The organism is Prauserella shujinwangii (assembly GCF_003001955.1).
Taxonomy (GTDB): Bacteria; Actinomycetota; Actinomycetes; order Mycobacteriales; family Pseudonocardiaceae; genus Qaidamihabitans; species Qaidamihabitans shujinwangii.
Map to the genome: position 1 here is coordinate 1 of NZ_PVNH01000016.1, position 22,748 is coordinate 22,748.

The 22,748-nt window shown below is 71.8% G+C and carries 20 protein-coding genes; 9 read left to right on the forward strand and 11 right to left on the reverse strand.

Annotation, left to right across the window (positions count from 1 at the left end):
• Positions 1 to 475: 475 nt before the first annotated feature.
• Together B0I33_RS29275 and B0I33_RS29280 are read right to left on the reverse strand one after the other, a co-directional pair.
• Entirely contained in the window at positions 476 to 1,465 is a 990-nt protein-coding gene (locus tag B0I33_RS29275; protein WP_106182541.1) for an aldo/keto reductase, read from the reverse strand.
• Positions 1,462 to 1,854, reverse strand: coding sequence for a MerR family transcriptional regulator (locus tag B0I33_RS29280; RefSeq protein WP_106182542.1), 393 nt, complete (start codon positions 1,852 to 1,854; stop codon positions 1,462 to 1,464). The genes B0I33_RS29275 and B0I33_RS29280 overlap by 4 nt, the downstream gene beginning before the upstream one ends.
• Before the next feature lie 95 nt (positions 1,855 to 1,949).
• On the opposite strand from B0I33_RS29280, the gene B0I33_RS29285 reads away from it, so the two are divergent.
• Positions 1,950 to 2,549 carry a TetR/AcrR family transcriptional regulator gene (locus B0I33_RS29285; protein ID WP_106182544.1) on the forward strand — a complete coding sequence of 200 codons (600 nt, stop codon included), beginning with the start codon at positions 1,950 to 1,952 and terminating at the stop codon, positions 2,547 to 2,549.
• A gap of 55 nt (positions 2,550 to 2,604) precedes the next feature.
• On the opposite strand, the gene upp is transcribed toward B0I33_RS29285, so the two are convergent.
• Positions 2,605 to 3,228, reverse strand: a complete 624-nt coding sequence (upp, locus tag B0I33_RS29290) for a uracil phosphoribosyltransferase (protein WP_106182545.1) — start codon at positions 3,226 to 3,228, stop codon at positions 2,605 to 2,607.
• 112 nt (positions 3,229 to 3,340) lie between these two features.
• Between upp and B0I33_RS29295 the strand changes: the two genes are divergently transcribed.
• From B0I33_RS29295 to B0I33_RS29320, 6 genes are all read left to right on the forward strand, one after another.
• Complete coding sequence (locus B0I33_RS29295; RefSeq protein ID WP_106182547.1) at positions 3,341 to 3,781, forward strand: VOC family protein; 441 nt, start codon at positions 3,341 to 3,343, stop codon at positions 3,779 to 3,781.
• A 222-nt stretch (positions 3,782 to 4,003) separates the two neighbouring features.
• The gene (locus tag B0I33_RS29300) at positions 4,004 to 4,654 is read left to right on the forward strand and encodes a DUF1707 SHOCT-like domain-containing protein (protein WP_106182548.1); all 651 of its coding nucleotides are present in this window, start codon (positions 4,004 to 4,006) and stop codon (positions 4,652 to 4,654) included.
• A gap of 31 nt (positions 4,655 to 4,685) precedes the next feature.
• The gene (locus tag B0I33_RS29305; protein WP_106182550.1) at positions 4,686 to 5,873 is read left to right on the forward strand and encodes a serine hydrolase domain-containing protein; all 1,188 of its coding nucleotides are present in this window, start codon (positions 4,686 to 4,688) and stop codon (positions 5,871 to 5,873) included.
• 43 nt (positions 5,874 to 5,916) lie between these two features.
• The gene (gene deoC / locus B0I33_RS29310) at positions 5,917 to 6,870 is read left to right on the forward strand and encodes a deoxyribose-phosphate aldolase (RefSeq protein ID WP_106182551.1); all 954 of its coding nucleotides are present in this window, start codon (positions 5,917 to 5,919) and stop codon (positions 6,868 to 6,870) included.
• Between the two features lie 2 nt (positions 6,871 to 6,872).
• Complete coding sequence (locus tag B0I33_RS29315; RefSeq protein ID WP_106182553.1) at positions 6,873 to 8,306, forward strand: aldehyde dehydrogenase family protein; 1,434 nt, start codon at positions 6,873 to 6,875, stop codon at positions 8,304 to 8,306.
• Positions 8,299 to 9,165, forward strand: a complete 867-nt coding sequence (locus B0I33_RS29320; protein ID WP_106182554.1) for an aldehyde dehydrogenase family protein — start codon at positions 8,299 to 8,301, stop codon at positions 9,163 to 9,165. Before B0I33_RS29315 ends, B0I33_RS29320 begins: the two co-directional genes overlap by 8 nt.
• A 98-nt stretch (positions 9,166 to 9,263) precedes the next feature.
• On the opposite strand, the gene B0I33_RS29325 is transcribed toward B0I33_RS29320, so the two are convergent.
• On the reverse strand, positions 9,264 to 11,783 hold the full coding sequence (locus B0I33_RS29325) for a DEAD/DEAH box helicase (RefSeq protein ID WP_106182556.1): 2,520 nt from the start codon (positions 11,781 to 11,783) through the stop codon (positions 9,264 to 9,266).
• Positions 11,784 to 11,930: 147 nt separating this feature from the next.
• Here B0I33_RS29325 and B0I33_RS29330 point away from each other — a divergent pair, with 147 nt between their 5' ends.
• A complete protein-coding gene (locus tag B0I33_RS29330; protein ID WP_106182558.1) occupies positions 11,931 to 13,211 on the forward strand; it encodes a primosomal protein in 1,281 nt (426 codons plus the stop codon).
• 44 nt (positions 13,212 to 13,255) lie between these two features.
• Here B0I33_RS29330 and B0I33_RS29335 read toward each other — a convergent pair whose 3' ends face one another.
• Both B0I33_RS29335 and B0I33_RS29340 read right to left on the reverse strand, forming a co-directional pair.
• The gene (locus B0I33_RS29335; RefSeq protein WP_106182560.1) at positions 13,256 to 14,482 is read right to left on the reverse strand and encodes an MFS transporter; all 1,227 of its coding nucleotides are present in this window, start codon (positions 14,480 to 14,482) and stop codon (positions 13,256 to 13,258) included.
• 93 nt (positions 14,483 to 14,575) lie between these two features.
• Complete coding sequence (locus B0I33_RS29340; RefSeq protein WP_106182562.1) at positions 14,576 to 15,667, reverse strand: adenosine deaminase; 1,092 nt, start codon at positions 15,665 to 15,667, stop codon at positions 14,576 to 14,578.
• A gap of 278 nt (positions 15,668 to 15,945) precedes the next feature.
• Between B0I33_RS29340 and B0I33_RS29345 the strand changes: the two genes are divergently transcribed.
• Positions 15,946 to 17,037, forward strand: coding sequence for a coiled-coil domain-containing protein (locus B0I33_RS29345; protein WP_106182563.1), 1,092 nt, complete (start codon positions 15,946 to 15,948; stop codon positions 17,035 to 17,037).
• 7 nt (positions 17,038 to 17,044) lie between these two features.
• Here B0I33_RS29345 and B0I33_RS29350 read toward each other — a convergent pair whose 3' ends face one another.
• The 5 genes from B0I33_RS29350 to B0I33_RS29370 form a co-directional block, all read right to left on the reverse strand.
• Positions 17,045 to 18,352, reverse strand: coding sequence for a thymidine phosphorylase (locus B0I33_RS29350; protein WP_106182565.1), 1,308 nt, complete (start codon positions 18,350 to 18,352; stop codon positions 17,045 to 17,047).
• A gap of 106 nt (positions 18,353 to 18,458) precedes the next feature.
• On the reverse strand, positions 18,459 to 18,857 hold the full coding sequence (locus tag B0I33_RS29355) for a cytidine deaminase (RefSeq protein WP_106182567.1): 399 nt from the start codon (positions 18,855 to 18,857) through the stop codon (positions 18,459 to 18,461).
• Complete coding sequence (locus B0I33_RS29360; RefSeq protein WP_106182569.1) at positions 18,854 to 20,116, reverse strand: ABC transporter permease; 1,263 nt, start codon at positions 20,114 to 20,116, stop codon at positions 18,854 to 18,856. The genes B0I33_RS29355 and B0I33_RS29360 overlap by 4 nt, the downstream gene beginning before the upstream one ends.
• Positions 20,113 to 21,231: an ABC transporter permease gene (locus B0I33_RS29365; RefSeq protein WP_106182570.1), complete on the reverse strand. Its 1,119-nt coding sequence runs from the start codon at positions 21,229 to 21,231 to the stop codon at positions 20,113 to 20,115. The genes B0I33_RS29360 and B0I33_RS29365 overlap by 4 nt, the downstream gene beginning before the upstream one ends.
• Positions 21,231 to 22,736, reverse strand: coding sequence for an ABC transporter ATP-binding protein (locus B0I33_RS29370; protein ID WP_181193502.1), 1,506 nt, complete (start codon positions 22,734 to 22,736; stop codon positions 21,231 to 21,233). Before B0I33_RS29370 ends, B0I33_RS29365 begins: the two co-directional genes overlap by 1 nt.
• Between the last annotated feature and the right edge of the window lie 12 nt (positions 22,737 to 22,748).

Genomic DNA, 22,748 nt, shown 5'->3' on the forward strand with positions numbered 1-22,748 from the left:
GTTCGTCCTGAGCCAGGATCAAACTCTCCAACAATGCATGATCCCAAAAACACCACACACAAAAAACATGCGCGGCCTCAAAGAAACCCCAAAAACAGGGTCCAAAAAACAAGCTCTACTGGCATAAATTCACTAGCACACTGTTGAGTTCTCAAACAACACGCACAAACATCCTGCAAGTTGTCACCAACCAGAGCAGACCCTACCCCAGCCGAAACTCCGACTTATCAAGGGGTCCGCCGCTCTGGCCCAGGGAACACCCACCCTACAACTCAGCAGAGTGACACCGTATTCCCCCGCCTGGTAACCCGAACCTTGCGAAACCCTTCCAGGTCCCGGCCGGCCCGGTCTCCCCGGCGACGAAGAAAAGATTACACACCCCCGCACACCCCGGAAACAGGGGGGTCCCCCAACCACGAAAGCGCAGTTCAGGGGGCCTCCCCGCCTCCGGCACCCCCGGTTCACGCCCACCTGGCTACTGCCCGAGCAGCCGCATCCCGTCCTCGTGATAGCGGTCACCGGCCACGGCCGCGGCGGGCACCGCCCGCTCGATCGCGTCCAGCTCCGCGTCGGTCAGCTCGATCTCGAGCGCGGCCACGTTCTCCTCCAGGTACCGGCGCCGCTTGGTGCCGGGGATCGGGACGACGTCGTCCCCGCGGCGCTGGACCCAGGCCAGCGCCAGCTGGCCCGCCGTGACACCGCGCTCCGCCGCGAGCGCGCGCAGCGCCTCCACCAGCGCGAGGTTGCGCTGCAGGTTGCCGTCCGCGAGCCGCGGCTGCGAGTGCCTGCGGAAGTCGCCCTCCGCGAAGTCCCCCGCGGAGGCGTACCTGCCGGTGAGGAATCCCCGCCCGAGCGGCGAGTACGGCACGATCCCGACACCCAGCTCCCGGCAGGTGGGCACGACCTCGTCCTCGATGTCCCGGGACCAGAGGCTCCACTCGGTCTGCACGGCGGCGACGGGGTGCACGGCGTGGGCGCGGCGGATCGTCTCCGCACCGGCCTCGGACAGCCCGAGGTGCCGGACCTTCCCCTCGCGCACGAGGTCCGCCATCGCCTGAACGGTCTCCTCGATCGGCACCCGGGGATCGACGCGGTGCTGGTAGTAGAGGTCGATGTGGTCGGTGCCGAGCCTGCGCAACGACGCCTCGGCAGCCTGCCGCACGTAGTCCCGGTCGCCCCGGACCCCGCGCGCGGAGGGGTTCCGCGCGTCGCGGATCATGCCGAACTTGGTGGCGAGCACGACCTCGTCCCTTCGGCCCGCCACGGCCCGCCCGACGAGCTCCTCGTTGCGCCCGAAGCCGTACATGTCGGCGGTGTCGAGCAGCGTGACACCGAGGTCGAGTGCCCGGTGCAGGGTGGCGACCGACTCGGCGTCGTCCCGGTCGCCGTAGAAGTCGCTCATCCCCATGCAACCGAGGCCCTGTGCGCTGACGGCGAGTGCGCCGAGCCTTCTGCTGCCGATCATGCGCTGGCCTCCTGGATGCCGGCGGCGTGACCGTGCTCCAGCCGCTCGTAGTTGGTGATCTTGTAGTCGAGGACGTCGAGGCAGGACTGCAGCTCGGCGATCCGTTCGGCGACCGAGCGGCGCTGCTCGACGAGGATCGCCCTGCGCCTGCCCGCGGTCGCGGCGCCCCGCCTGCGCAGCGTGGCGTACTCCCGCATCCGGCGGATCGGCATGCCGGTGGTGCGCAGCTTCGTCAGGAACTGCAGCCACGCGAGGTCGGTCTCGGAGTAGGCGCGCCGTCCCGCCGAGTCCCGCGCGGGCGGGTCCAGCAGTTTGATGCGCTCGTAGTAGCGGAGGGTGTCGATCGACAGCCCGCTGCGCCGAGCGGCTTCCGCTATCGAATAGGCCATGCCGGCGACGCTACGACCTGGAGCGCGCTCCAGGTCAACACGGAAACTCGGCACGGCGGCCGGTTTCGTAACAGCGTCGCGTTTACGGTGGCGGCATGCCGCGCCCGCGCACCCACGACGAAGCTCTGCGGCTGCGCCTGCTCGACCGCGCGGGCGAGCTGCTCTCCACGGAGGGCGCGAAGGCGCTGGGCCTGCGCCGCCTCGCGGCCGACGCCGGCACGTCCACCACCGCCGTGTACTCGTTGTTCGGGGGCAAGACGGAGCTGGTCAACGCCCTGTACGTGGAGGGGTTCCGCCGGCTGGGCGCCCGGCTGCGCGCGGTGGAGCGCACGGGCGACGTGGTGGCCGACCTGGTGCGACTCGGGCTGGCCTACCGGGCGAGCGCGCTGGCGAGCAGGAACCTGTACCCGGTCATGTTCACGCGCGCGGTGCCCGGTTTCGAGCCGAACGAGGCGGCGGCCCGGCTGGCGAGATCCACTGTGGACCCGCTGCTGGAGACGGTCCGCGACGGCGTGGACCGCGGTGTCCTCGCCGACGTACCGCCCGGGGTCATCGCCGCGAGCTGCTGGGCGTTCGCCCACGGGCTGGTCTCGCTGGAGCTCGACGGCAACCTGCCCCCGGAGTTCGGCACCGCGGGGATGTACGAACGGGCGCTGCGCGCCAACGCGAGCGGCTGGCTGCGCGCGGGCGCGTAGGACGGCTGTCCGCCAAGCGCGTGCGGGCCACACCGCTGGTCCGGGAGGCCCCCGGCTAGACGGTGCCGTACTGCCGGTCGCCCGCGTCGCCCAGCCCGGGCACGATGAAGCCGGAGTCGTTGAGCCGCTCGTCCACGCTGGCGGTGACGACCCGCACCGGCAGCCCCGCCGCCTCGAGCCGCTCGAGCCCCTCGGGCGCGGCCAGCGCGCAGATCGCGGTCACGTCGGTGGCACCACGCCCGGTGAGCAGCCGGATCGTGTACTCCATCGAGCCGCCCGTGGCGAGCATCGGGTCGAGCACGAACACCGGCCGCCCCGCGAGTGACTCCGGCAGCGACTCCATGTACGGCGTCGGCTGCAGCGTCTCCTCGTCGCGGGCCAGCCCGACGAAGCCCATCTGCGCGTCCGGCACGAGCTTGTGCGCCTGGTCGGCCATGCCGAGCCCCGCGCGCAGCACGGGCACCAGCAGCGGCGGGTCGGCCAGCCGGTAGGCGTCGGTGCGCGCGACCGGCGTGTGGATGCGCTCGGTACGCAGCGGCGCCTCCCGCATGGCCTCGTAGATGAGCATGACGGTGAGCTCGTGCAGCGCCGCGCGGAACATCGCGCTGCCGGTACGGGCGTCCCGCATGGTGGAGAGGCGGTCCTTGGCGAGCGGGTGGTCGACCACGAGCACATCCATGGTCGGACACCCTAGGAGAGGGCGCGCGACAGCGCGGCCACGGACCGGTCCGCGGCCGGGGAGTTCCGAAAGTTCCAAGCCGGGGTCCGCCGACCGGACCCAGACTGGTGCCATGACCAGTACGGACACCACCGTCGAGACGCCCGCGCCGACCGTATGGCCCACCCTGCAGGCCCGCGACGCCCGCGCGCTGATCGGCTGGCTCACGACCATCGTGGGCTTCGAGGAGACCGCCGTGTTCACCGATGCCGGCGGCGCGGTCGTGCACGCTCAGCTGCGCTGGCCCGAGGGCGGCGGGCTCATGCTCGCCGACCACGAGGCCTCCGGTGACTGCGCCCGGCAGACCGGCGCGTTCGGTGCCTACGTCGTCACCGACCACGTCGCCGACCTCTACGAACGAGCCAAGGCCGCGGGTGCCGCGATCGTGCGTGAGCTCGCCGACCAGGTGCACGGGCAGCCCGAGTTCACCGTGGCCGACCCCGAGGGGAACCTCTGGAGCTTCGGCCCCTATCGCGGAGAGCCCCATCCGACCCGCGACCGCCGCGGCGCCTGACGCACGGAACGGAAACACCGGAGCGGAGGTCCCGCCGCGGTCGGCGCGGCACAGGCCGCCGCGGGGCGCGTCGTCCACCCGCTCACCGACGAGCCGTGGGGGAGTCCGCCCCTTCCGCGTGGAGGACCCGGCGGCACGGCCGGGAACGTTCTCGCGCACCTGCCACCACGCGGCTGCGGAGAACCGCTGAACGAGCGGGCCGCGCCCGCTAGGGTTGGTCCCGTGACCGAACAGCCGGACCGACCCGACCCGAGACGGCTTCGCGCGTCGGACGACGACCGCGAGCGGGTGGCGCAGATCCTGCACAAGGCCATGGGCGAGGGCCGGATCACGGTGACGGAACTGGAGGAACGCCTCGACCAGGTGTACTCCGCGAAGACCGTCGGCGAGCTGGAACCGGTGCTGTCCGACCTGCCCGAGACATCGGTGAGCGCCGCGCTGCAGCCGATGACACCCGCGCAGGTCCGCAGGCCCGACGACCGGATCGGCGGGACCCCGGGCTCCACGACGTCGATCGCGATCATGTCCGGCGCCGGGCGCAAGGGCAACTGGGTGGTGCCGCCGCAGCACAACAGCTTCGCGTTCTGGGGCGGGGTCGAGATCGACCTGCGGCACGCCCGCTTCGCCGAGCGGTACTCCACGATCACCGCGGTGGCGATCATGGGCGGCATCGACATCACGGTGCCCGACGACGTCGTCGTCGAGGTCACCGGGATCGGCATCATGGGCGCCTTCGAGACGAAGGACAAGAACGGCGCGGCCGACACCGCGCCACCGGACGCTCCCGTGGTGCGCGTCAACGGCTTCGCCTTCTGGGGCGGGGTCGAGGTCAGGCGCGTCCCGCGCAAGGACCGGAGGCAACTGAACGGCTGAGCCGCGGGACGAACGAACCGGGGGGATCTCGATGAAACGTGCCGCGCACCGGACCGTGGCGATCCTGTGCTGTCTGGCCGTGCTCGCCGGGCCGCTGTCCGGAACGGCCACCGCGGCACCACCCCGCTGGGAACGCATCGAGGCGGCACTGGACGCCGCCGTGGCCGCGGGCGTACCCGGCGTGCTCGCGGTGACCCACGGTGCGGCCGGGAGCCGGGGCGGTGCGAGCGGGGTACACGACGTGCGCACCGGGAGGCCGCCCCGTACCGAGGGCCTGTTCCGCATCGGCAGTGTCACGAAGACGTTCACCGCGGCACTCGTGCTGCGGCTGGTGGACGAGGGCCGGATCGGTCTCGACGACGACGTCCGCGACCACCTGCCCGGGCTGCTGCCGTACCGGGAGAAGATCACGGTCCGGCAGCTGCTGCAGCACACCAGCGGGCTGCCAAGGGACCTGCCGGACGAGCTGACGTGGACGAGCCTGCCCGAGATCGACCGGGAACGGTTCGAGCACTTCACCCCGGCCCGCGTGGTCCGAGTGAGCACCGAACGGCCGCTGCGGTTCGCCCCCGGCACCTCCTGGGCGTACTCCAACGTCGGCTACAGCGTGCTCGCGCTGCTGGTGGAACGCGTCACCGGGCAGCGGATGGAGCACGCGCTGCGGGACCGCGTCCTGCGCCCGCTCGGCCTGCGCCGCACCGTGGTGCCGAGGGACTTCCCGTTCGTACCGGGTGCGGCCCTGCGCGGGTACGAGCGGCTGTACGACCCACCGCGGCCGCTCACGGACGTGACGACTTACAACCACTCCCGCTACTTCGGCTCGGGCAGCATGCTCTCCACCGCGAAGGACGTGAACCGCTTCTTCGCCGCACTGCTCGGCGGGGACCTGCTCAGCGCGGAGATGCTCGCGCAGATGCGCCGGACCGTACCGGCGCGCACACCGGACGGCGAGTACGCCGGGTTCGACTACGGGCTCGGCCTGGCACGCATGCCGCTCGACCCGCTGTGCCCCGGCGGCCCCGTGGTGTGGGGGCACGACGGCTCGCTGCCCGGCTTCGGGGTGTGGAGCATGCACACCGCGGACGGCGGCACCGGCATCACCTCGGTGGCCGGGCGGAAGTTCACCGTGCCCGCCTACGCCGACATCACGGTGATGACCTCGGCGTTCTGCGCCCCGGCGCCGTCGGCGCCCGCCGCGGCGGGCCCGAGCCGCAGCTGAAGCGGTGCCGCTGCGTGCGGGCACCGACCACTAGGCTCGGCGCATGGCAACACCCACCCTGCCGGCCGCGCTCGCCGACGCCACCCGCGACGAGTCGAGCCTGCGCCGGTTCCTGCACGGGTTGCCCGGCGTCGACCAGGTCGGCGTCGAGCAACGCGCGGCGGGCCTGGCCACCCGCAGCATCAAGAAGGCCGCCAAGCTCTGGGCGATCGACACGGCGATCTCGATGGTCGACCTGACGACGCTGGAGGGCGCCGACACGCACGGCAAGGTCCGGGCGCTCGCCGCGAAGGCGCGCAGGCCCGACCCCGACCGGCCGGACACGCCGCCCGTCGCCGCGGTGTGCGTCTATCCGGACCTGGCCGCCACCGCCGTCGACGCGCTGGGCGGCTCCGGCATCGGCGTCGCGAGCGTCGCCACCGCGTTCCCCTCGGGCCGCTCCAGCCGTGCCGTCAAACTGGCCGACGTCGAGCTGGCCGTCACCTCGGGCGCCACCGAGGTCGACATGGTGATCGACCGGGGCGCGTTCCTGGAGGGCCGCTACGGCCAGGTGTTCGAGGAGATCAGGGAGATCAAGGCCGCCTGCGGCGACGCCCACCTGAAGGTCATCCTGGAGACCGGCGAGCTGGCCACCTACGACAACGTGCGGCGCGCGGCGTGGCTCGCCCTGCTCGCGGGCGGCGACTTCGTCAAGACCTCCACCGGCAAGGTCTCCCCCGCCGCGACGCTGCCGGTGACCCACGTGCTGCTGCAGGCGGTGCGCGACTGGTACACCGCGACGGGCGAGCTGCGCGGCGTCAAGCCCGCGGGCGGGATCCGCACCACCAAGGACGCCGTCCGTTACCTGGTGGCCGTGCACGAGGTGGCCGGCCCCGAATGGCTCACCCCCGCGCTGTTCCGGTTCGGCGCGTCCAGCCTGCTCAACGACCTGCTGCTGCAGCGCCGCACCCAGCTCGACGGCCACTACAGCGGCCCCGACTACGTCACCCAGGACTGATCATGACCATGTGGGAGTACGCGCCCGCACCCGAATCCCGGGACATCGCGAACCTGAAGGCGGCCTACCGGCCGTTCGTCAACGGGGAGTTCGTCGACGGCGGCGGCGAGCCGCTGAAGACCCTCAACCCCGCCACCGAGGAGGTGCTCGCCGAGGTCGGCACCGCGAACGCGTCCGATGTGGATGCCGCGGTGAAGGCCGCGCGGCGCGCCTACGAGCGCACCTGGAGCGCACTGCCGGGCAGCGAGCGCGCCAAGTACCTGTTCCGCATCGCCCGGCTGATCCAGGAACGCGCCCGCGAGCTGGCCGTGCTGGAGACGCTGGACAACGGCAAGCCGGTCAAGGAGTCCCGCGACGCCGACATCCCCACCGCGGCCGCGCACTTCTTCTACCACGCGGGCTGGGCCGACAAGCTCTCCTACGCGGGCCTCGGCCCCGACCCCCGGCCATTGGGCGTGGCCGGGCAGGTCATCCCGTGGAACTTCCCGCTGCTCATGCTCGCGTGGAAGATCGCGCCCGCGCTGGCCACCGGGAACACGGTGGTGCTCAAGCCCGCGGAGACCACGCCGCTGACCGCGCTGGTGTTCGCCGAGATCTGCCAGCAGGCCGATCTGCCGCCCGGTGTGGTCAACATCCTGCCCGGCGCCGGGGATGTCGGCGCCGAGCTGGTGCGCCACCCCGGCGTCGACAAGGTCGCGTTCACCGGTTCCACCGAGGTGGGCAAGCAGATCCAGCGCGCGGTCGCGGGCACGCCCAAACGGCTCACGCTGGAGCTCGGCGGGAAGGCGGCGAACGTCGTGTTCGACGACGCGCCGCTGGACCAGGCCGTCGACGGCATCGTCAACGGCATCTTCTTCAACCAGGGGCACGTGTGCTGCGCCGGTTCCCGGCTGCTCGCGCAGGAGTCCGTTGTGGACGAGCTGCTGGCGAAGCTGCGGTACCGGGTGTCCACGCTGCGCCTGGGTGACCCGCTGGACAAGAACACCGACATCGGCGCGATCAACTCGGCCGAGCAGCTCGGGAAGATCAGGGAGCTCGTCGAGTCGGGGGACAACGAGGGCGCGCATCGCTGGACCAGCCCGTGCCCCGTGCCCGAACGCGGGTTCTTCTTCGCGCCCACGGTGTTCTCCGGGGTGCAGCAGTCGATGCGGATCGCCCGCGAGGAGATCTTCGGCCCCGTGCTGTCCGTGCTCACGTTCCGCACGCCGGAGGAGGCCGTCGCCAAGGCCAACAACACGCCGTACGGCCTGTCGGCAGGGGTGTGGACCGAGAAGGGTTCGCGCATCCTGTGGATGGCGAACCGGCTGCGCGCCGGTGTGGTCTGGGCCAACACGTTCAACCGTTTCGACCCGGCCGCGCCGTTCGGCGGGTACCGGGAGTCGGGGTTCGGCCGCGAGGGCGGCCGGACCGGTCTGGAGGCGTACCTCGATGCCTGACAGGATGCCCGTCGCCAAGACGTACAAGCTCTACGTCGGGGGCGCGTTCCCGCGTTCGGAGTCCGGCCGGTCCTACCCGGTCAGCGACGCCAAGGGGAACTTCCTCGCCAACGCGGCGCACGCGTCGCGCAAGGACGTGCGCGACGCGGTGGTGGCCGCCCGCAAGGCGTTCCCCGGCTGGTCCGGGACCACCGCCTACAACCGGGGCCAGGTCCTCTACCGGGTCGCCGAGGTGCTGGAAGGCAGGCACGAGCAGTTCGCCGCCGAGGTCGCCGCCGCGGAGGGCGTGTCCGCACGGAAGGCGCAGTCGCTCGTGGACGCCGCCGTCGACCGGTGGGTGTGGTACGCGGGCTGGACCGACAAGATCGCGACGGTGCTGGGCGCGGCGAACCCCGTGGCGGGCCCGTACTTCTCGTTCACGGTGCCGGAGCCGTCCGGGGTCGCCGCGGTGCTGGCGCCGCAGCGTTCGTCCCTGCTCGGGCTGGTGAGCGTGCTCGCGCCGGTGCTCGCCGCCGGGTGCACGGCGGTGGTGGTGAGCAGCACGGACCGGCCGCTGCCCGCGATCACGCTGTCCGAGGTGCTCGCCACGTCGGACGTGCCGGCCGGGGTGGTGAACGTGCTCACCGGCCGGGCCGCGGAGCTGGGGCCGTGGCTGGCCTCCCACGGGGACGTCGACGCCCTCGACCCGGCCGGCGCGGACGCGCGGGAGAGGCCGGAGCTGGCGCGGCAGGCCGCGGACACCGTGAAGCGGGTGCTGCGGGTGCCGGAGGACGAGCCGGACTGGACGCGGCCGCCGGACATCGGAAGGCTGCGCCACTACCTGGAGGCGAAGACGGTCTGGCACCCGATGGGCGCGTAACCCGCGAGTCCCCCGGTCCCGCACGCGAGTGCCGCGCCCCGCCGGGCGTCCCCGGTCCACGAGCGCGGCACTCGCCGTTCTGAGCGGGGGACTCGCGGCTACGGGCCGAGCTGGTTCACGTCGGTCACGCGGATGACGGCGGTGCCCGCCTCGTCGGATGCCGCGAGGTCCACCTCGGCGCTGATGCCCCAGTCGTGGTCGCCCGCCGGGTCGTCGAAGATCTGCCGCACCCGCCAGCGGTCCGGCTCCCGCTCGATGAGCAGCAGCGCCGGGCCGCGGGCGTCCGCGCCGGTGCCGAGCTCGTCGTGCTCGGCGAAGTACGGGTCCAGGGCATCCGCCCACGCGTCGGCGTCCCAGCCCGCCTCGCCGTCGAGCTGCCCGAGCTCGGAGTACGCCTCCCGCGCGGCCAGCTGCACCCTGCGGAACATCTCGTTGCGCACGAGCACCCGGAACGCCCGCTCGTTGCGGGTGACCGGCGGTGGCCCCTCGGTGAGCGCGGGGCGCTCGGGCACGACCGCCTCGTCCGGGTGGCGCAGCGCCTCCCACTCGTCGAGCAGGCTCGAGTCGACCTGCCGCACCAGTTCGCCGAGCCATTCGATGAGGTCCTGCAGCGGTTCCGTCTTGGCCTCGTCGGGCACGGTCCGGCGCAGCGCGTCGTAGGTGTCGGCGAGGTAGCGCAACAGCACGCCCTCGGAGCGCGCCAGCGAGTAGAAGCCGATGTACTCGACGAAGTTCAGCGCCCGCTCGTACATGTCCCGCACGACCGACTTCGGCGCGAGCTCGTAGTCGGCCACCCACGGGTGTCCCTGGCGGTAGCGCGAGTACGCGGCCTCGAGCAGCTCCTGGAGCGGCTTGGGGTAGTCCACCTCCTCGAGCTGCTCCATGCGCTCGTCGTACTCCATGCCCTCGGCCTTCATCGCGGCCACGGCCTCGCCACGGGCCTTGAACCGCTGCTGCGACAGCACCGGCTTCGGGTTGTCCACAGTGGATTCCACGATGGACACCACGTCGAGGTGGTAGGTCGGCGACTCCGGGTCGAGCAGCTCGATCGCCGCCAGCGCGAACGGCGAGAGCGGCTGGTTGAGCGCGAAGTCGAACTGGAGGTCCACGGTCAGCCGCACGTACCTGCCCTGCTCGTCCGGCTCGTCCAGCTGCTCGACCACCCCGGCCGCGAGCAGCGCCCGGTAGATGGCGATGGCCCGCAGGATGTGCCTGCGCTGGGCGGGCCGGTCCTCGTGGTTGTCCTCCAGCAGGTGCTTCATGTGCTGGTAGGCGTTGCCCGGCCGGGAGATCACGTTGAGCAGCATCGAGTGGCTGACGCCGAAGCTCGACGTGAGCGGCTCGGGTTCGGCGGCGACGAGCCGCTCGAACGTGCTCTCGGTCCAGTTGACGAACCCCTCGGGGGCCTTCTTGCGCACGATCTTGCGCTTCTTCTTCGGGTCGTCGCCCGCCTTCTCCAGCGCCTTCGCGTTCTCGATGACGTGGTCGGGGGCCTGCACGACGACGTAGCCCTCGGTGTCGTACCCGGCTCGCCCCGCGCGGCCGGCGATCTGGTGGAACTCGCGCGCCTTGAGGTGCCGTTGCCGCACGCCGTCGAACTTGGTCAGCGCGGAGAGCACCACCGTGCGGATGGGCACGTTGATGCCGACACCGAGCGTGTCGGTCCCGCAGATCAGCTTGAGCAGGCCGGCCTGCGCGAGCTGTTCGACGAGCCGCCGGTACTTCGGCAGCATGCCCGCATGGTGGACGCCGATGCCGTGCCGGACCAACCGCGAGAGCGTGCGGCCGAAGCCCGCGGAGAACCGGAAGTCGCCGATCGCCTCGGCGATGGCGTCCTTCTCCGCGCGGCTGGCGACGTTGATGCTCATCAGCGCCTGCGCCCGCTCCACCGCGGCGGCCTGCGAGAAGTGCACGACGTAGACCGGTGCCTGGCCCCCGAACAACAGCTCGGAGATGGTCTCGTGCATCGGGGTCGTCGCGTACCGGAACGTCAGCGGGACCGGGCGTTGCGCGGAGGTGACGACCGCGGTGGGCCTTCCGGTGCGCCGCGTGAGGTCCTTCTCGAAGAAGGACACGTCGCCCAGCGTGGCCGACATCAGCACGAACTGCGCCCGTGGCAGTTCCAGCAGCGGCACCTGCCACGCCCAGCCGCGGTCCGGCTCGGAGTAGAAGTGGAACTCGTCGGCGACGACCTGCCCGACGTCGGCCTCCGCTCCGTCCCGCAGCGCGATGTTGGCCAGGATCTCCGCCGTGCAGCAGATGATGGGCGCGTCGGCGTTGACCGCGGAGTCGCCGGTCATCATGCCCACGTTCTCCGCGCCGAAGATGTCGACCAGCGAGAAGAACTTCTCCGAGACCAGTGCCTTGATCGGCGCGGTGTAGTAGCTTCTGCGTCCCTGGGCGAGAGCCGCGAAGTGGGCGCCGACGGCGACCAGGCTCTTCCCGGATCCGGTGGGAGTGGAGAGAATGAGATTGGACCCGGACACGACCTCGATCAGCGCCTCCTCCTGAGCCGGGTACAGCTCGAAGCCGCGCTCGGAGGTCCAGGTGGAGAACGTGTCGAACAGCGTGTCCGGATCGGCGTCGGCGGGTAGGCGGTCTGCGAGGAAGTCAGTCATCGTGGTGTAGATCGTGTCATCCCCGCGCCGGGAGGCGAGGGGTGATCGCGGCCCGGAGCCGGAACCCGTAGGCTTCGCGTATCGCGTCCGGGGTCAAACGGAACATCCAGATCGGCACGCGCACAGGGCGGTAATCCGGAGGACGGAATGGCACAGGATATCATCCCGATCGAACTCGGGCTGCCGCAGGGTGATCTGGTGACCCTGTGGGCGCCACGGTGGCGGGAGGACGGCGAGGAATGGGAGGCCTTCCTCGGCGACGAGGACGACCTGTACGCCTTTCCCGACGCGGCACACCTGGCCGCCTTCGTGCGCACGGCGGAGCAGCACGACCTGGTCGACCACCCGGCGTGGGAGGCCGTGCCCGCGCTGAACGTGCCGGAGCTCATCCCGGACGACGACCACTCGTACGACCTGGTGGGTGTACCGGAGATGGTCGCCGAGGAGCCGGACTCCTGGACGATCAGTGAGCTCGCCGAGATCGTCAACATCGTGCGCTCGCTCGCCGACGTGTGCGAGCTGGACGAGGTGCACGAGATCCTCGACGGCTGCGAGGGCTTCTCGCTGCTCGACCAGGGCCAGCTGCCGTTCACCGGCCGCGAGGGCGCCCGGCTGTGGAACGACCTCTCGCGGGTGGTCTCCGAGAAGTGGGACACCGTGCTGGACACGATCGACCAGCTCGTGACGGTGCCCGACGTGGACGCGGCCACGCTGGAGGAGACCGCCGAGGAGCTTGCCGCGTTCCACGAGGAGTCCGCCGAGTCCGAGGCGGGCGTCGACAGCGAGCGCGATCTCGACGACGTGGACTCCGACTCCGAGGACGAGCTGGACTCCGACGACGAGGACGAGGAGGCCGGCGCCGACGAGCCCGTCGGGTTCTGGGGCGAGGTCGGCATCGATCCGATCAAGATCGTGACGTCGGAGGGCGAGTACTACACGCTCCGCTGCTACCTCGACGACGACCCGATCTTCCTCGGTTCCGACGGCCGGATCGAGGTTTTCAACTCGGAGCGGGCGCTGGCCCGTGCGCTGGCGGAACCCAAGGACCTGGCCGACACCGACCTCGCCGAGGTGTCCACTTGGGACGAGGTGCTGGTGAAGGCGACGGCCGGGGAGCTGGAGGTCGACGTCGACCCGGACAACACCTACGTGCTCGCCGGGCTCGACGAGGACATCGCCGAGGGCATCGACGCGATCGACCCGACCCAGCTGGACCTCGCGGTCGAGCTGCTCTCCGACGCGGCCGACTGGGCCGACGACGACAGCGTGGCCACGGCACTGTCCAGTTCGGAGCGCCTCGGCTGGCTCGTGTCGTTCGTGGTGCGGCCCGACCCCACCCGCCTGGCACCCAGCCCGCCGTTCGACGCCGAGCAGAAGGCGTGGCGGGAGCTGGTGGAGTCCTTCGAGGACCGGCTGCACGTCAACTGAGGACGCGCTTTCCGTCAGGAGTGGCTCGTTACTGGCGAAGAACGTCAGTAACGAGCCACTCCTGACATTCCGCGCCCGCTCTCGGCGCGGACGGGGGTGAGCCCGACGGCCAGCAGCGGGAAGGCGGCGGCGAGGCCGAACGCCAGCGCGTAGCGGGTGTCCCCGATGACCAGGCCCAGCAACGGCGGGGTCAGTGAGGCGGCGATGTTCTGCGCCGTGTTCTGCGCACCCATCGCGCGCCCCGCCCAGGCGGCCCCGGCCAGCTCGGCCGACGCCGTGAAGCCGAGGCCGTTGTCGCTCACGGTGACCACGGCGGCCAGCACGAGCGCGAGCACGGCGAGCCACGGCCACGACACCTCGCCGACGGCCACGAGCAGCATCGCCCCGGCGCTGGCCACCGCGAGCACGCGCATCGGGCGCAGGCGGCTGCGCACGCGGTCGGACCAGTAGCCTGCCGCCAGCCTGCCCAGCGCCCCCAGCCCCTGCACCACCGCGAGGAACCAGCCCGCCGCGAGCGGGCTCCACTGCTGCACCGAGACCAGGTACACGGGCGCGAACGCCGAGACGGTGAACTGCGGCACGACGAGCAGCGCGCTGGCGCCGTGCAGCCGCCACAGGGCCGGGTGGCGGTACGGCGAGGCGGGCGCGCCGTCCGGGGCGGAGGTGGTCCCGCGTCGCGGGCGCGGCGGGTCGACGACGAACCGGTGCACCAGCACGGCCACCAGCACCGCCAGCCCCGCGGGGAACAGCAGCGCCGGGCGGAAGCCCCACTGCGCGGCCAGCGGCGGCAGCGCGAGCGCGGCGATGCCGACGCCGAGCGGCTGCGCCGTCTGCCGGATGCCCATGGCGAGGCCCCGCTCGTCCGCGCCGAACCAGCCCATCACGACCCGCCCGCTCGCCGCGTTCACCGAGGCGGTGCTCGCGCCCGCCGCGAGGAACAGCCCGAACAGCGCGGGCAGGCCGTGGCCGCCGGTGCCGGCGACCAGCAGCAGGACGCCGGAGCCGCCGAGGCCGAGCGCCATGATCAGCCGCTCCCCGAACCGGTCGGCGAGGGCGCCCCAGGCGATCAGGGTCAGCAGCAGCCCGATACTCGGCGCGGCCACCACCGCACCGGCTTCACCCAATGTGAGGTTCTCGGTGTCCCGCATCGAGGGAACGAGGAACGGGATGCCGTAGAGGAAGGCGCAGCTGGCCGTTTGCGCCGCGTGACCGAGGGCGAGCACGAACCAGCGGCGGCTGCCGGTTCCCACGGCCGTACCGACCCCCACCATGCCCGCACGGCTCCCATATTCTGAGAATCAGCTCCTACATTCTGAACTTTACTTCGCAGGGCTAACCATCGCAAGGGCCGCGGGGCGCCGGTTCTACAGCCGCGGCGCGTACCAGGGCTTGATCACGTTGTTGATCAGATCGAGCCGTTCGTCGAAATCGATGAACGCCGACTTCAACGCGTTGATCGTGAACCACTGGACGTCGGCCCAGCCGTATCCGAAAGTCTCGGCGAGCGTGGCGAACTCCGAGGAGAGCGTGCAGTCGCTCATCAGCCGGTTGTCGGTGTTGATGGTGACCCGGAACCGAAGCCGGGCCAGCAGGCCGATGGGATGTTCCGCGATGGACGGCGCGGCCCCGGTCTGCACGTTCGACGACGGGCAGACCTCCAGCGGAATCCGCCGGTCCCGCACGTACGCGGCCAGCCTGCCCAGCTGCACCTGGCCGTCGGCCGCGACCTTCACGTCGTCGACGATGCGGACCCCGTGCCCGAGCCGTTCAGCCCCGCAGTGCTGAATCGCCTCCCAAATGGAGGCGAGCCCGAAAGCCTCACCCGCGTGAATGGTGAAATGCGCATTGTTGGTACGCAGGTATTCGAACGCGTCGAGGTTGCGGGTCGGCGGGAAACCGGCCTCCGGTCCCGCGATGTCGAATCCGACGACGCCCGCGTCGCGGTACCGCACGGCCAGCTCGGCGATCTGCAGCGCCCGCGCGTGCTGCCGCATGGCGCACAGCAGCGTGCCGGTGCGGATGCGGTGCCCGCGCTCGGCGGCCCGCCGTTCACCCTCGGTGAACCCGGCCTGAACAGCCTCAATCACCGCATCGAGTGACAACCCGCGCTCGACGAACAACTCCGGTGCGTAACGCACCTCCGCGTACACGACTCCGTCGGCGGCGAGGTCCTCCGCGCACTCGGCGGCCACCCGGACCAGCGCCTCCTCGGTCTGCATGACGCCACAGGTGTGCGCGAACGTCTCGAGGTAGGACTCCAGCGAGCCGGAGTCGGCCGCGTCGCGGAACCAGCGGCCGAGCTCGACCGGGTCGGACGTGGGAAGCCCCTGGTAGCCGGTGGTCTCGGCGAGCTCGGCGACGGTCGCGGGACGCAGCCCGCCGTCGAGGTGGTCGTGGAGCAGCACCTTGGGTGCGGGCCGCAGTTCTGCCAGGGTCGGAACGGTTCTCGTCGACATGGGTAAACGGTAGTCGTTCCGGGCCCCGCCGCCCGGCCGACCGCGCCGTCGCTGGCCCGGACGCCGCAGCGCCCGTTAGGCCACCCGGCGGCCTGCCGTCACCTACAGGGACGCGAGCCTCAGCCTGAACCTCACGGTCAGCTTGTTGACCTTTTCGTTATTCGGCCATCGGAGTTGCACGTCATTAGCAATTTCCCGGGGGCGATACGCACAGCAATTCACGGGTCGATAGGCTGCGCTCCACGTCCCATCTTTCCCCGCCGATGAAGGACACCGCAGTGACCACTGACAACCACCTTGCAGCCCCGTCCTTCGACCGGATGCGCAACATGCTGGTGCGCGCGGCCGAGGTCCGAGAGAGCGAACAGCAGCAGATCTTCGACGCGCTCGACGACATCTACGCCCGGCTGGCGCCGGTGGACTCGCTCGGCGCGGTGCGCAAGCGGCTGTCCGAGCTGCCCGACCGGACCGAGGTCAGCGTCCTCGCCGAGCGACTCGACGAGGCGATGTCCCGGCTGGAGGCGCAGGACAACGCCATCGCCGAGCTCGGCAGGGCGGTCGAGGCCATCGTCGACAAGCTGGCGAAGCCGTTCGCCCAGCTGGACGGCCGCCTCGACGGGGTCGCCGCGCGGTTCGAGGGCGTCGCGGGCCGGATGGACGGCCTCGAGGACAAGCTGCAGAACATCCACCGCAGGCTCGACGAGCTGGGCGGCCACCTCGACAAGCAGGACGACCGCATCGAGGCCCTGCCCGCCGCGGTGCACGGCCCCGTCCGCGAGCGCATCGACCTCACCGAGAACATGCTGCGCGAGCGCGTCGACTCGGTCGAGTCCGACCTGAAGGAGCGGGTGGACCGGCTGGAGACCGACACCAGGGAGCGCATCGCGGGCAGCACCGAGACGCTGCGCACCGCGCTCACCGAGACGGCCGAGATGGTGGACGCCAGCGACCGGCTCGACGGGCTCGGCAACCGCCTGGAGACGATCACGGCCCGGCTCGACGAGCTGTCCGGCCGCATCGACAAGGTCGAGGAGGGCTTCGCCTCCCAGCTCGGCGACCTGGACGGCTCGCTCAAGTCCGGCCTGAACAAGGTCGAGGGCACGCTGGCGAAGCAGCCCGACAACGACTACTTCACCTCGGTGGTGCGCAAGAGCAACGAGGAGTCCGAGCGCCGTATCGGCGGCCAGCTCGACGAGGCCATGGCGACCTTCGCGGAGCTGATGCTCGGCGGCGGTCCCGCGCCCCAGCAGGTGGCCGTGGCCCCGCCCGCGCCGCGGCAGCCGCGCCGCCGCAACGGCCGCTCGCCGAAGAACGCCGAGTCCAAGGCGAAGACGAACTCGTCGGGCGACTCCGACGACAGCGACGCGTAGCCCTGGGCTACGCGCGCACGACGTCCAGCACGATGCCCTCGCCCCGGGTGGCGAGGGCATCGTCGTGTCCGGGATCCTCGCCCACCGCGTACGCGTCGCGCAGCGCCGCCAGCGCCGCCGGCACGGCCTCCGGGGTGTCCGTGTGCAGTTCCAGCAGCGGCTCGCCGCGGGTCACGCGCTCGCCCGGCTTGGCCAGGCAGCGCACCCCCGCGGCCGCCTGCACCGCGTCCTCCTTGCGGGCCCGGCCCGCGCCCAGCCGCCAGGCGGCGACGCCGACGGCGTAGGCGTCCAGCCGGGCGAGCGTGCCCGTCTCCGGCGCCTCCACCACGTGCACGTGCCGTGGCCGGGGCAGCGGCGCGTCCGGGTCGCCGCCCTGCGCCCGGATCATCCGGCACCACGTCTCGTACGCCGCGCCGGAGGCGAGCACCTCCGCCGGGTCGGCGCCGGACACTCCGGCGAGCGCCAGCATCTCCCGCGCCAGCGCCACCGTCAGCCCCACCACGTCCGCCGGGCCGCCACCGCGCAGCACGTCCACGGCCTCGGCCACCTCCACCGCGTTGCCGACGGCGGCACCGAGCGGGGTGTCCATGCCGGTCAGCAGCGCGGTCGTGGCGACGCCGTGGGCGGCGCCGATGTCCACCAATGACCGCGCCAGCTCCCGCGCCTGCCCGAGCGTCTTCATGAACGCCCCGGACCCGACCTTGACGTCGAGCACGAGCGCCCCGGCGCCCTCCGCGATCTTCTTGCTCATGATCGAACCGGCGATCAGCGGGATCGACTCCACGGTCGCCGTGACATCCCGCAGCGCGTAGAGCTTGCGGTCGGCGGGCGCGAGCGTCGGCGTGGCGGCGCACACGACGGCGCCGACCCCGGCCAGCTGCGCGGCGATCTCGTCGGCGGACAGCGCGGCCCGCCAGCCGGGGATCGACTCCAGCTTGTCGAGCGTGCCTCCGGTGTGCCCCAGCCCGCGCCCGGACAGCTGCGGCACGGCGGCACCGCACGTCGCGACCAGCGGCGCGAGCGGGAGCGTGATCTTGTCGCCGACCCCGCCGGTGGAGTGCTTGTCGACGGTCGGGCGGTCCACGCGCAGGCTCAGCCGCTCCCCCGAGTCGATCATGGCGCCGGTCCAGCGGGCCGTCTCGGCCGCGTCCAGGCCGCGCAGGAAGATCGCCATCGCGAGCGCCGCCATCTGCTCCTCGGCCACCACGCCCCGGGTGTAGGCGTCGACAACCCAGTCGATCTGCGCGCCGGTCAGCCTGGCCCCGTCCCGCTTCGCGCGGATGACGTCGACCGCCGCGAACGGCTCCGTACTCATGCCGGCCCACCTTCCCTCGTTCCCCACTGTGGCATGGGGTGCGCTGGACGCACCGAATGCCACAGTGGGTGCGCTGAACGCAACCGATGCCACATGGGGAAGCCACTCACGAGGGCAGGTCGGCTGGTCCGAAGGCGTCGGGCAGCACCTCGGTCAGCGGCAGCGGGCCGCGAGGAGTGTCCACAAGGCACTCCCCGCCGCCCAGCTCGAACAGCACCTGCCTGCACCGCCCGCACGGCATCAGCAGCTCACCCCGGCCCGACCGGCAGGCCACGGCGACGAGCCGCCCGCCCCCGGTCAGCCGCAGCTGGCCGGCCAGCGTGCACTCGGCGCACAGACCGAGGCCGTAGGAGGCGTTCTCCACGTTGCAGCCGGTGACCAGCCTGCCGTCGGCGGCCAGCCCGGCCGCGCCGACGTGCAGACCGGAGTACGGCGCGTACGCCTGGCCCGCGGCCCGCACCGCCTCCGCCCGCAGCCGGTCCCAGTCGACGCCCGCCGCGGTCACGTGCCCTGGCCCCGGCGGTACGGCTGCCCGATCCACTTCGGTACCCGCAGCCGCTGCGCGGCCAGCGACAGCACCAGCAGCGTCACGACGTACGGCGTGGCGCTCACCAGCTCGGCGGGCACCTGGTCGGTGAACAGGAACCACAGCACGAACGCGATACCGAGCACCGTGGCCACCCCGGCCACGACGTACCGCCGCGCCCGCACCTGCACCACCGCGAGCACGATCAGCGCCACCCCGAGCAGCAACAGCAGCGCGTGCACGGCCTCCTCACCGCGCAGCTGCATGGCGTCGGTGTAGCCGAACAGGCTCGCGCCCGCCGCGACCCCGCCGGGCCGCCAGTTGCCGAAGATCATCGACGCCAGGCCGATGTAGCCCCGGCCGCCCGTCTGGCCGTCGCGGAACTGGCTCGACGCCACCGCGAGGATCGCGCCGCCGAGCCCGGCCAGCGCGCCGGAGGTGACGATCGCGGCGTACTTGTACTTGTAGACGTTCACGCCCAGCGACTCCGCCGCGGGCGGGGACTCGCCGCACGAGCGCAGCCGCAGCCCGAACGGCGTCCGCCACAGCACGTATGCCGTCACGACGAACAGCACCACCGCGAGCAGGGTCAGCAGCGACACGTCCGTCGTCAGCCCGCGCAGCAGGCCGGCCAGGTCGCTGACGAAGAACCAGCCCTTCCGCTCGATCGAATCCAGCAGCGACGGCAGTCCCGGCACCGAGACGTGCGCGACGTCGTCGATCGGGGGCGACTGCTTCTGGCCGCCGCCCGGCGCGTCGGTGAAGTACAGCTTCGCCAGGAACAGCGTCACGCCCGGCGCCATCAGCGTGATCGCCACACCCGAGATGATGTGGTCCACGCCGAAGGTGACCGTCGCGACCGCGTGGATGAGGCCACCGAGCGCGCCCAGCGCCACGCCGAGCAGGACCCCGGCCCACGGCCCCCACTGGTAGCCCGCGAAGCCCGCGCCCCACGTGCCGAGCACCATCATGCCCTCGAGGCCGATGTTGATCACGCCGGCGCGTTCGGACCAGAGCCCGCCGAGACCGGCGAGCGCGATCGGCACCGCCGCGATGAGCGCGGCCGACACCGTGCCGCTGGAGGTGAGGTTGCCCGCGCCGGTCAGCACGCGGACGAGCGACACCACGAGCAGCGCGCCCACCGCGATGTAGAGGTAGACGACCGGCGACATCCGGCGCCGCTGCCGGGGTGGCGCGGTGATCTGCTCGGAGCCGACGTCGAGCCCGCTGGCGCTCATGCCCGCACCTCCTCGGCCGCCGGTGCGGTGCCGAGCGCCCGGCCCACGTCCCGCTGCTCCAGCCGCAGCCGGTAGCGCCGCACGAGCTCGTAGGCGATGACGACCGACAGCACGATCACGCCCTGCATGATCACGACGATCTCCTTCGGGACCCCGGAGAGGTCCAGCACGTTCGAGGTCTGGTCGAGCCCGCCCCACAGCAGCGCGGCGAAGGCCATGCCGACCGGGTGGTTGCGGCCGAGCAGCGCGATCGCGATCCCGGTGAAGCCGAGCCCGGCCGGGAAGTCGAGCGCGTAGGAGTACGAGGCCCCGAGCAGCTGGGGCATGCCGACCAGCCCGGCGGCGGCGCCGGACAGCAGCATGCTCGCCAGCACCATGCGCTTGACGTTGACGCCGCTGGCCACGGCCGCCGACTGCGACTGGCCGGTCGCCTTGAGGTCGAAGCCGAACCGGGTGCGGTTCAGCATGAACCAGTACGCGACCCCGACGGCGGCGGCCAGCAGGATCAGCCCGAACACGTCCGACGACGAGCCCGGGTAGCCGAACCCGGGTACCCGGCCGCCCTCGGTGATCGTGGGCGTGCCGATGTTGTTGCTGCCCGCGACGGTCACCGCGAGCCGGTCCGGGTTGAGCAGGAACGCCACGAGCGCGGTCGCCACCGCGTTGAGCATGATCGTCGAGATGACCTCGCTGACCCCGCGCGTCACCTTGAGGAAGCCCGCGATGCCCGCCCAGACGGCGCCGACGAGCATGGCGGCCCCGACGGTCATGGCGATCCGCAGCACCGAGGGCAGTGCGTCCATGAAGGACGCGCCGGCGAGCGCGGCCGCGAGCATGGCGGCGAGGCGGTACTGGCCGTCGACGCCGATGTTGAACAGGCGCATCTTGAAGCCGATCGCCACCGCCACGGCGGACAGGTAGTACGTCGTGGCACTGTTCAGCGAGTTGGCCGCGGTGCGCGGACGTTCGAGCGAGCCCACCATCGCCTCGGCCACCTCGAGCGGCGGATGACCGGTGGCACCGAGGATGGCGGCGCACACCAGCAGCGCGAACAGCAGCGCGCCCACCGGTGCCGCGAGTCCGAGATAGACCGACCGCAAGGACAGCCGTCCCATCAGGACACCTCCTCCGCCGCGCCGGTCATCGCCGAGCCCAGCTGCTCCGGGGTCACCGACCGGGGGTCGTACTCGGCGACGAGCCTGCCGCGCAGGATCACCGCGAGACTGTCCGACATGCCGATCAGCTCGTCGAGGTCGGCGGAGATGAGCAGCACCGCGAGGTGCTCGGCCCGGGCCTTGCGGATGTGCTCCCAGATCGCGGCCTGCGCGCCGACATCGACACCGCGGGTGGGGTGGGAGGCGATGAGCAGCACCGGCTCACCGCTCATCTCCCTGCCGACGATGAGCTTCTGCTGGTTGCCTCCGGACAGCGCGGTCGCGGCCACGTCGATGCCCGGCGTCCGCACGTCGTACTCGGCGACGATCCGCTCGGTGTCCGCCCGCGCGCCCGCGCGGTCGAGCAGCGGTCCCCGCGCGCACGGCGGCTTCGTCTGGTGGCCGAGGATGCGGTTCTCCCACAGGCTCGACTCGAGCAGCACGCCCTGCCGGTGCCGGTCCTCCGGGATGTAGCCGATCCCCGCGTCCCGCCGCTTGCGGGTGGACTGCTTGGTGATGTCCTCGCCGCGCAGCGCGATCCGGCCCGCGTCGAGGGAACGGATGCCCATCAGCGCCTCGACGAGCTCGGCCTGCCCGTTGCCCTCGACACCGGCGATACCGAGCACCTCACCGGCGTGGATGGTGAACGACATGTCGTCCAGCACGGTGCGGCCCTCGGGCGAGGCGACGGTCAGGCCGGACACCTCGAGCACCGGGGTGTCGGTGACCGTGGACTCGCGCAGCTCGGGGACGGGCAGCGCGCTGCCGACCATCAGCTCGGCGAGCTGGCGGGCGGTGACCTCACCGGGGGTCACGCGGGCGACCGTGGTGCCGCGCCGCATGACCGTGATGTCGTCGGCCACCGACAGCACCTCGTCCAGCTTGTGCGAGATGAACAGGATCGTCAGCCCCTCGGCCTTGAGCTCGCGCAGGTTGCCGAAGAGCTCGTCCACCTCCTGCGGCACCAGCACGGCGGTGGGCTCGTCGAGGATGAGGATGCGCGCGCCGCGGTAGAGCACCTTGAGGATCTCGACGCGCTGGCGCTCGCCGACGCCCAGCTCGTCGACGAGCCGGTCGGGCTGCACACCGAGGCCGTACCGCGCGGAGATCTCGGAGATCCGGGCCCGGGCGGCACGGAAGTCGATGCGCCCGCCCGTCCGCGGCTCGGTGCCGAGCACGACGTTCTCCAGAACGCTGAGGTTGTCGGCGAGCATGAAGTGCTGGTGCACCATGCCGATCCCGGCCGCGATGGCGTCGGCGGGCGAGTGGAAGTCGGCGGGAGCACCCTCGATCGCGATGGTGCCCTCGTCCGGGCCCTGCATCCCGTAGAGGATCTTCATGAGGGTCGACTTGCCCGCGCCGTTCTCCCCCACCAGCGCGTGCACGGTCCCGCCCCGGACGGCGACGTTGACGTCGGAGTTCGCGACCACACCGGGAAACCGCTTGGTGATCCCCCGAAGCTCCACCGCGAACGCCGG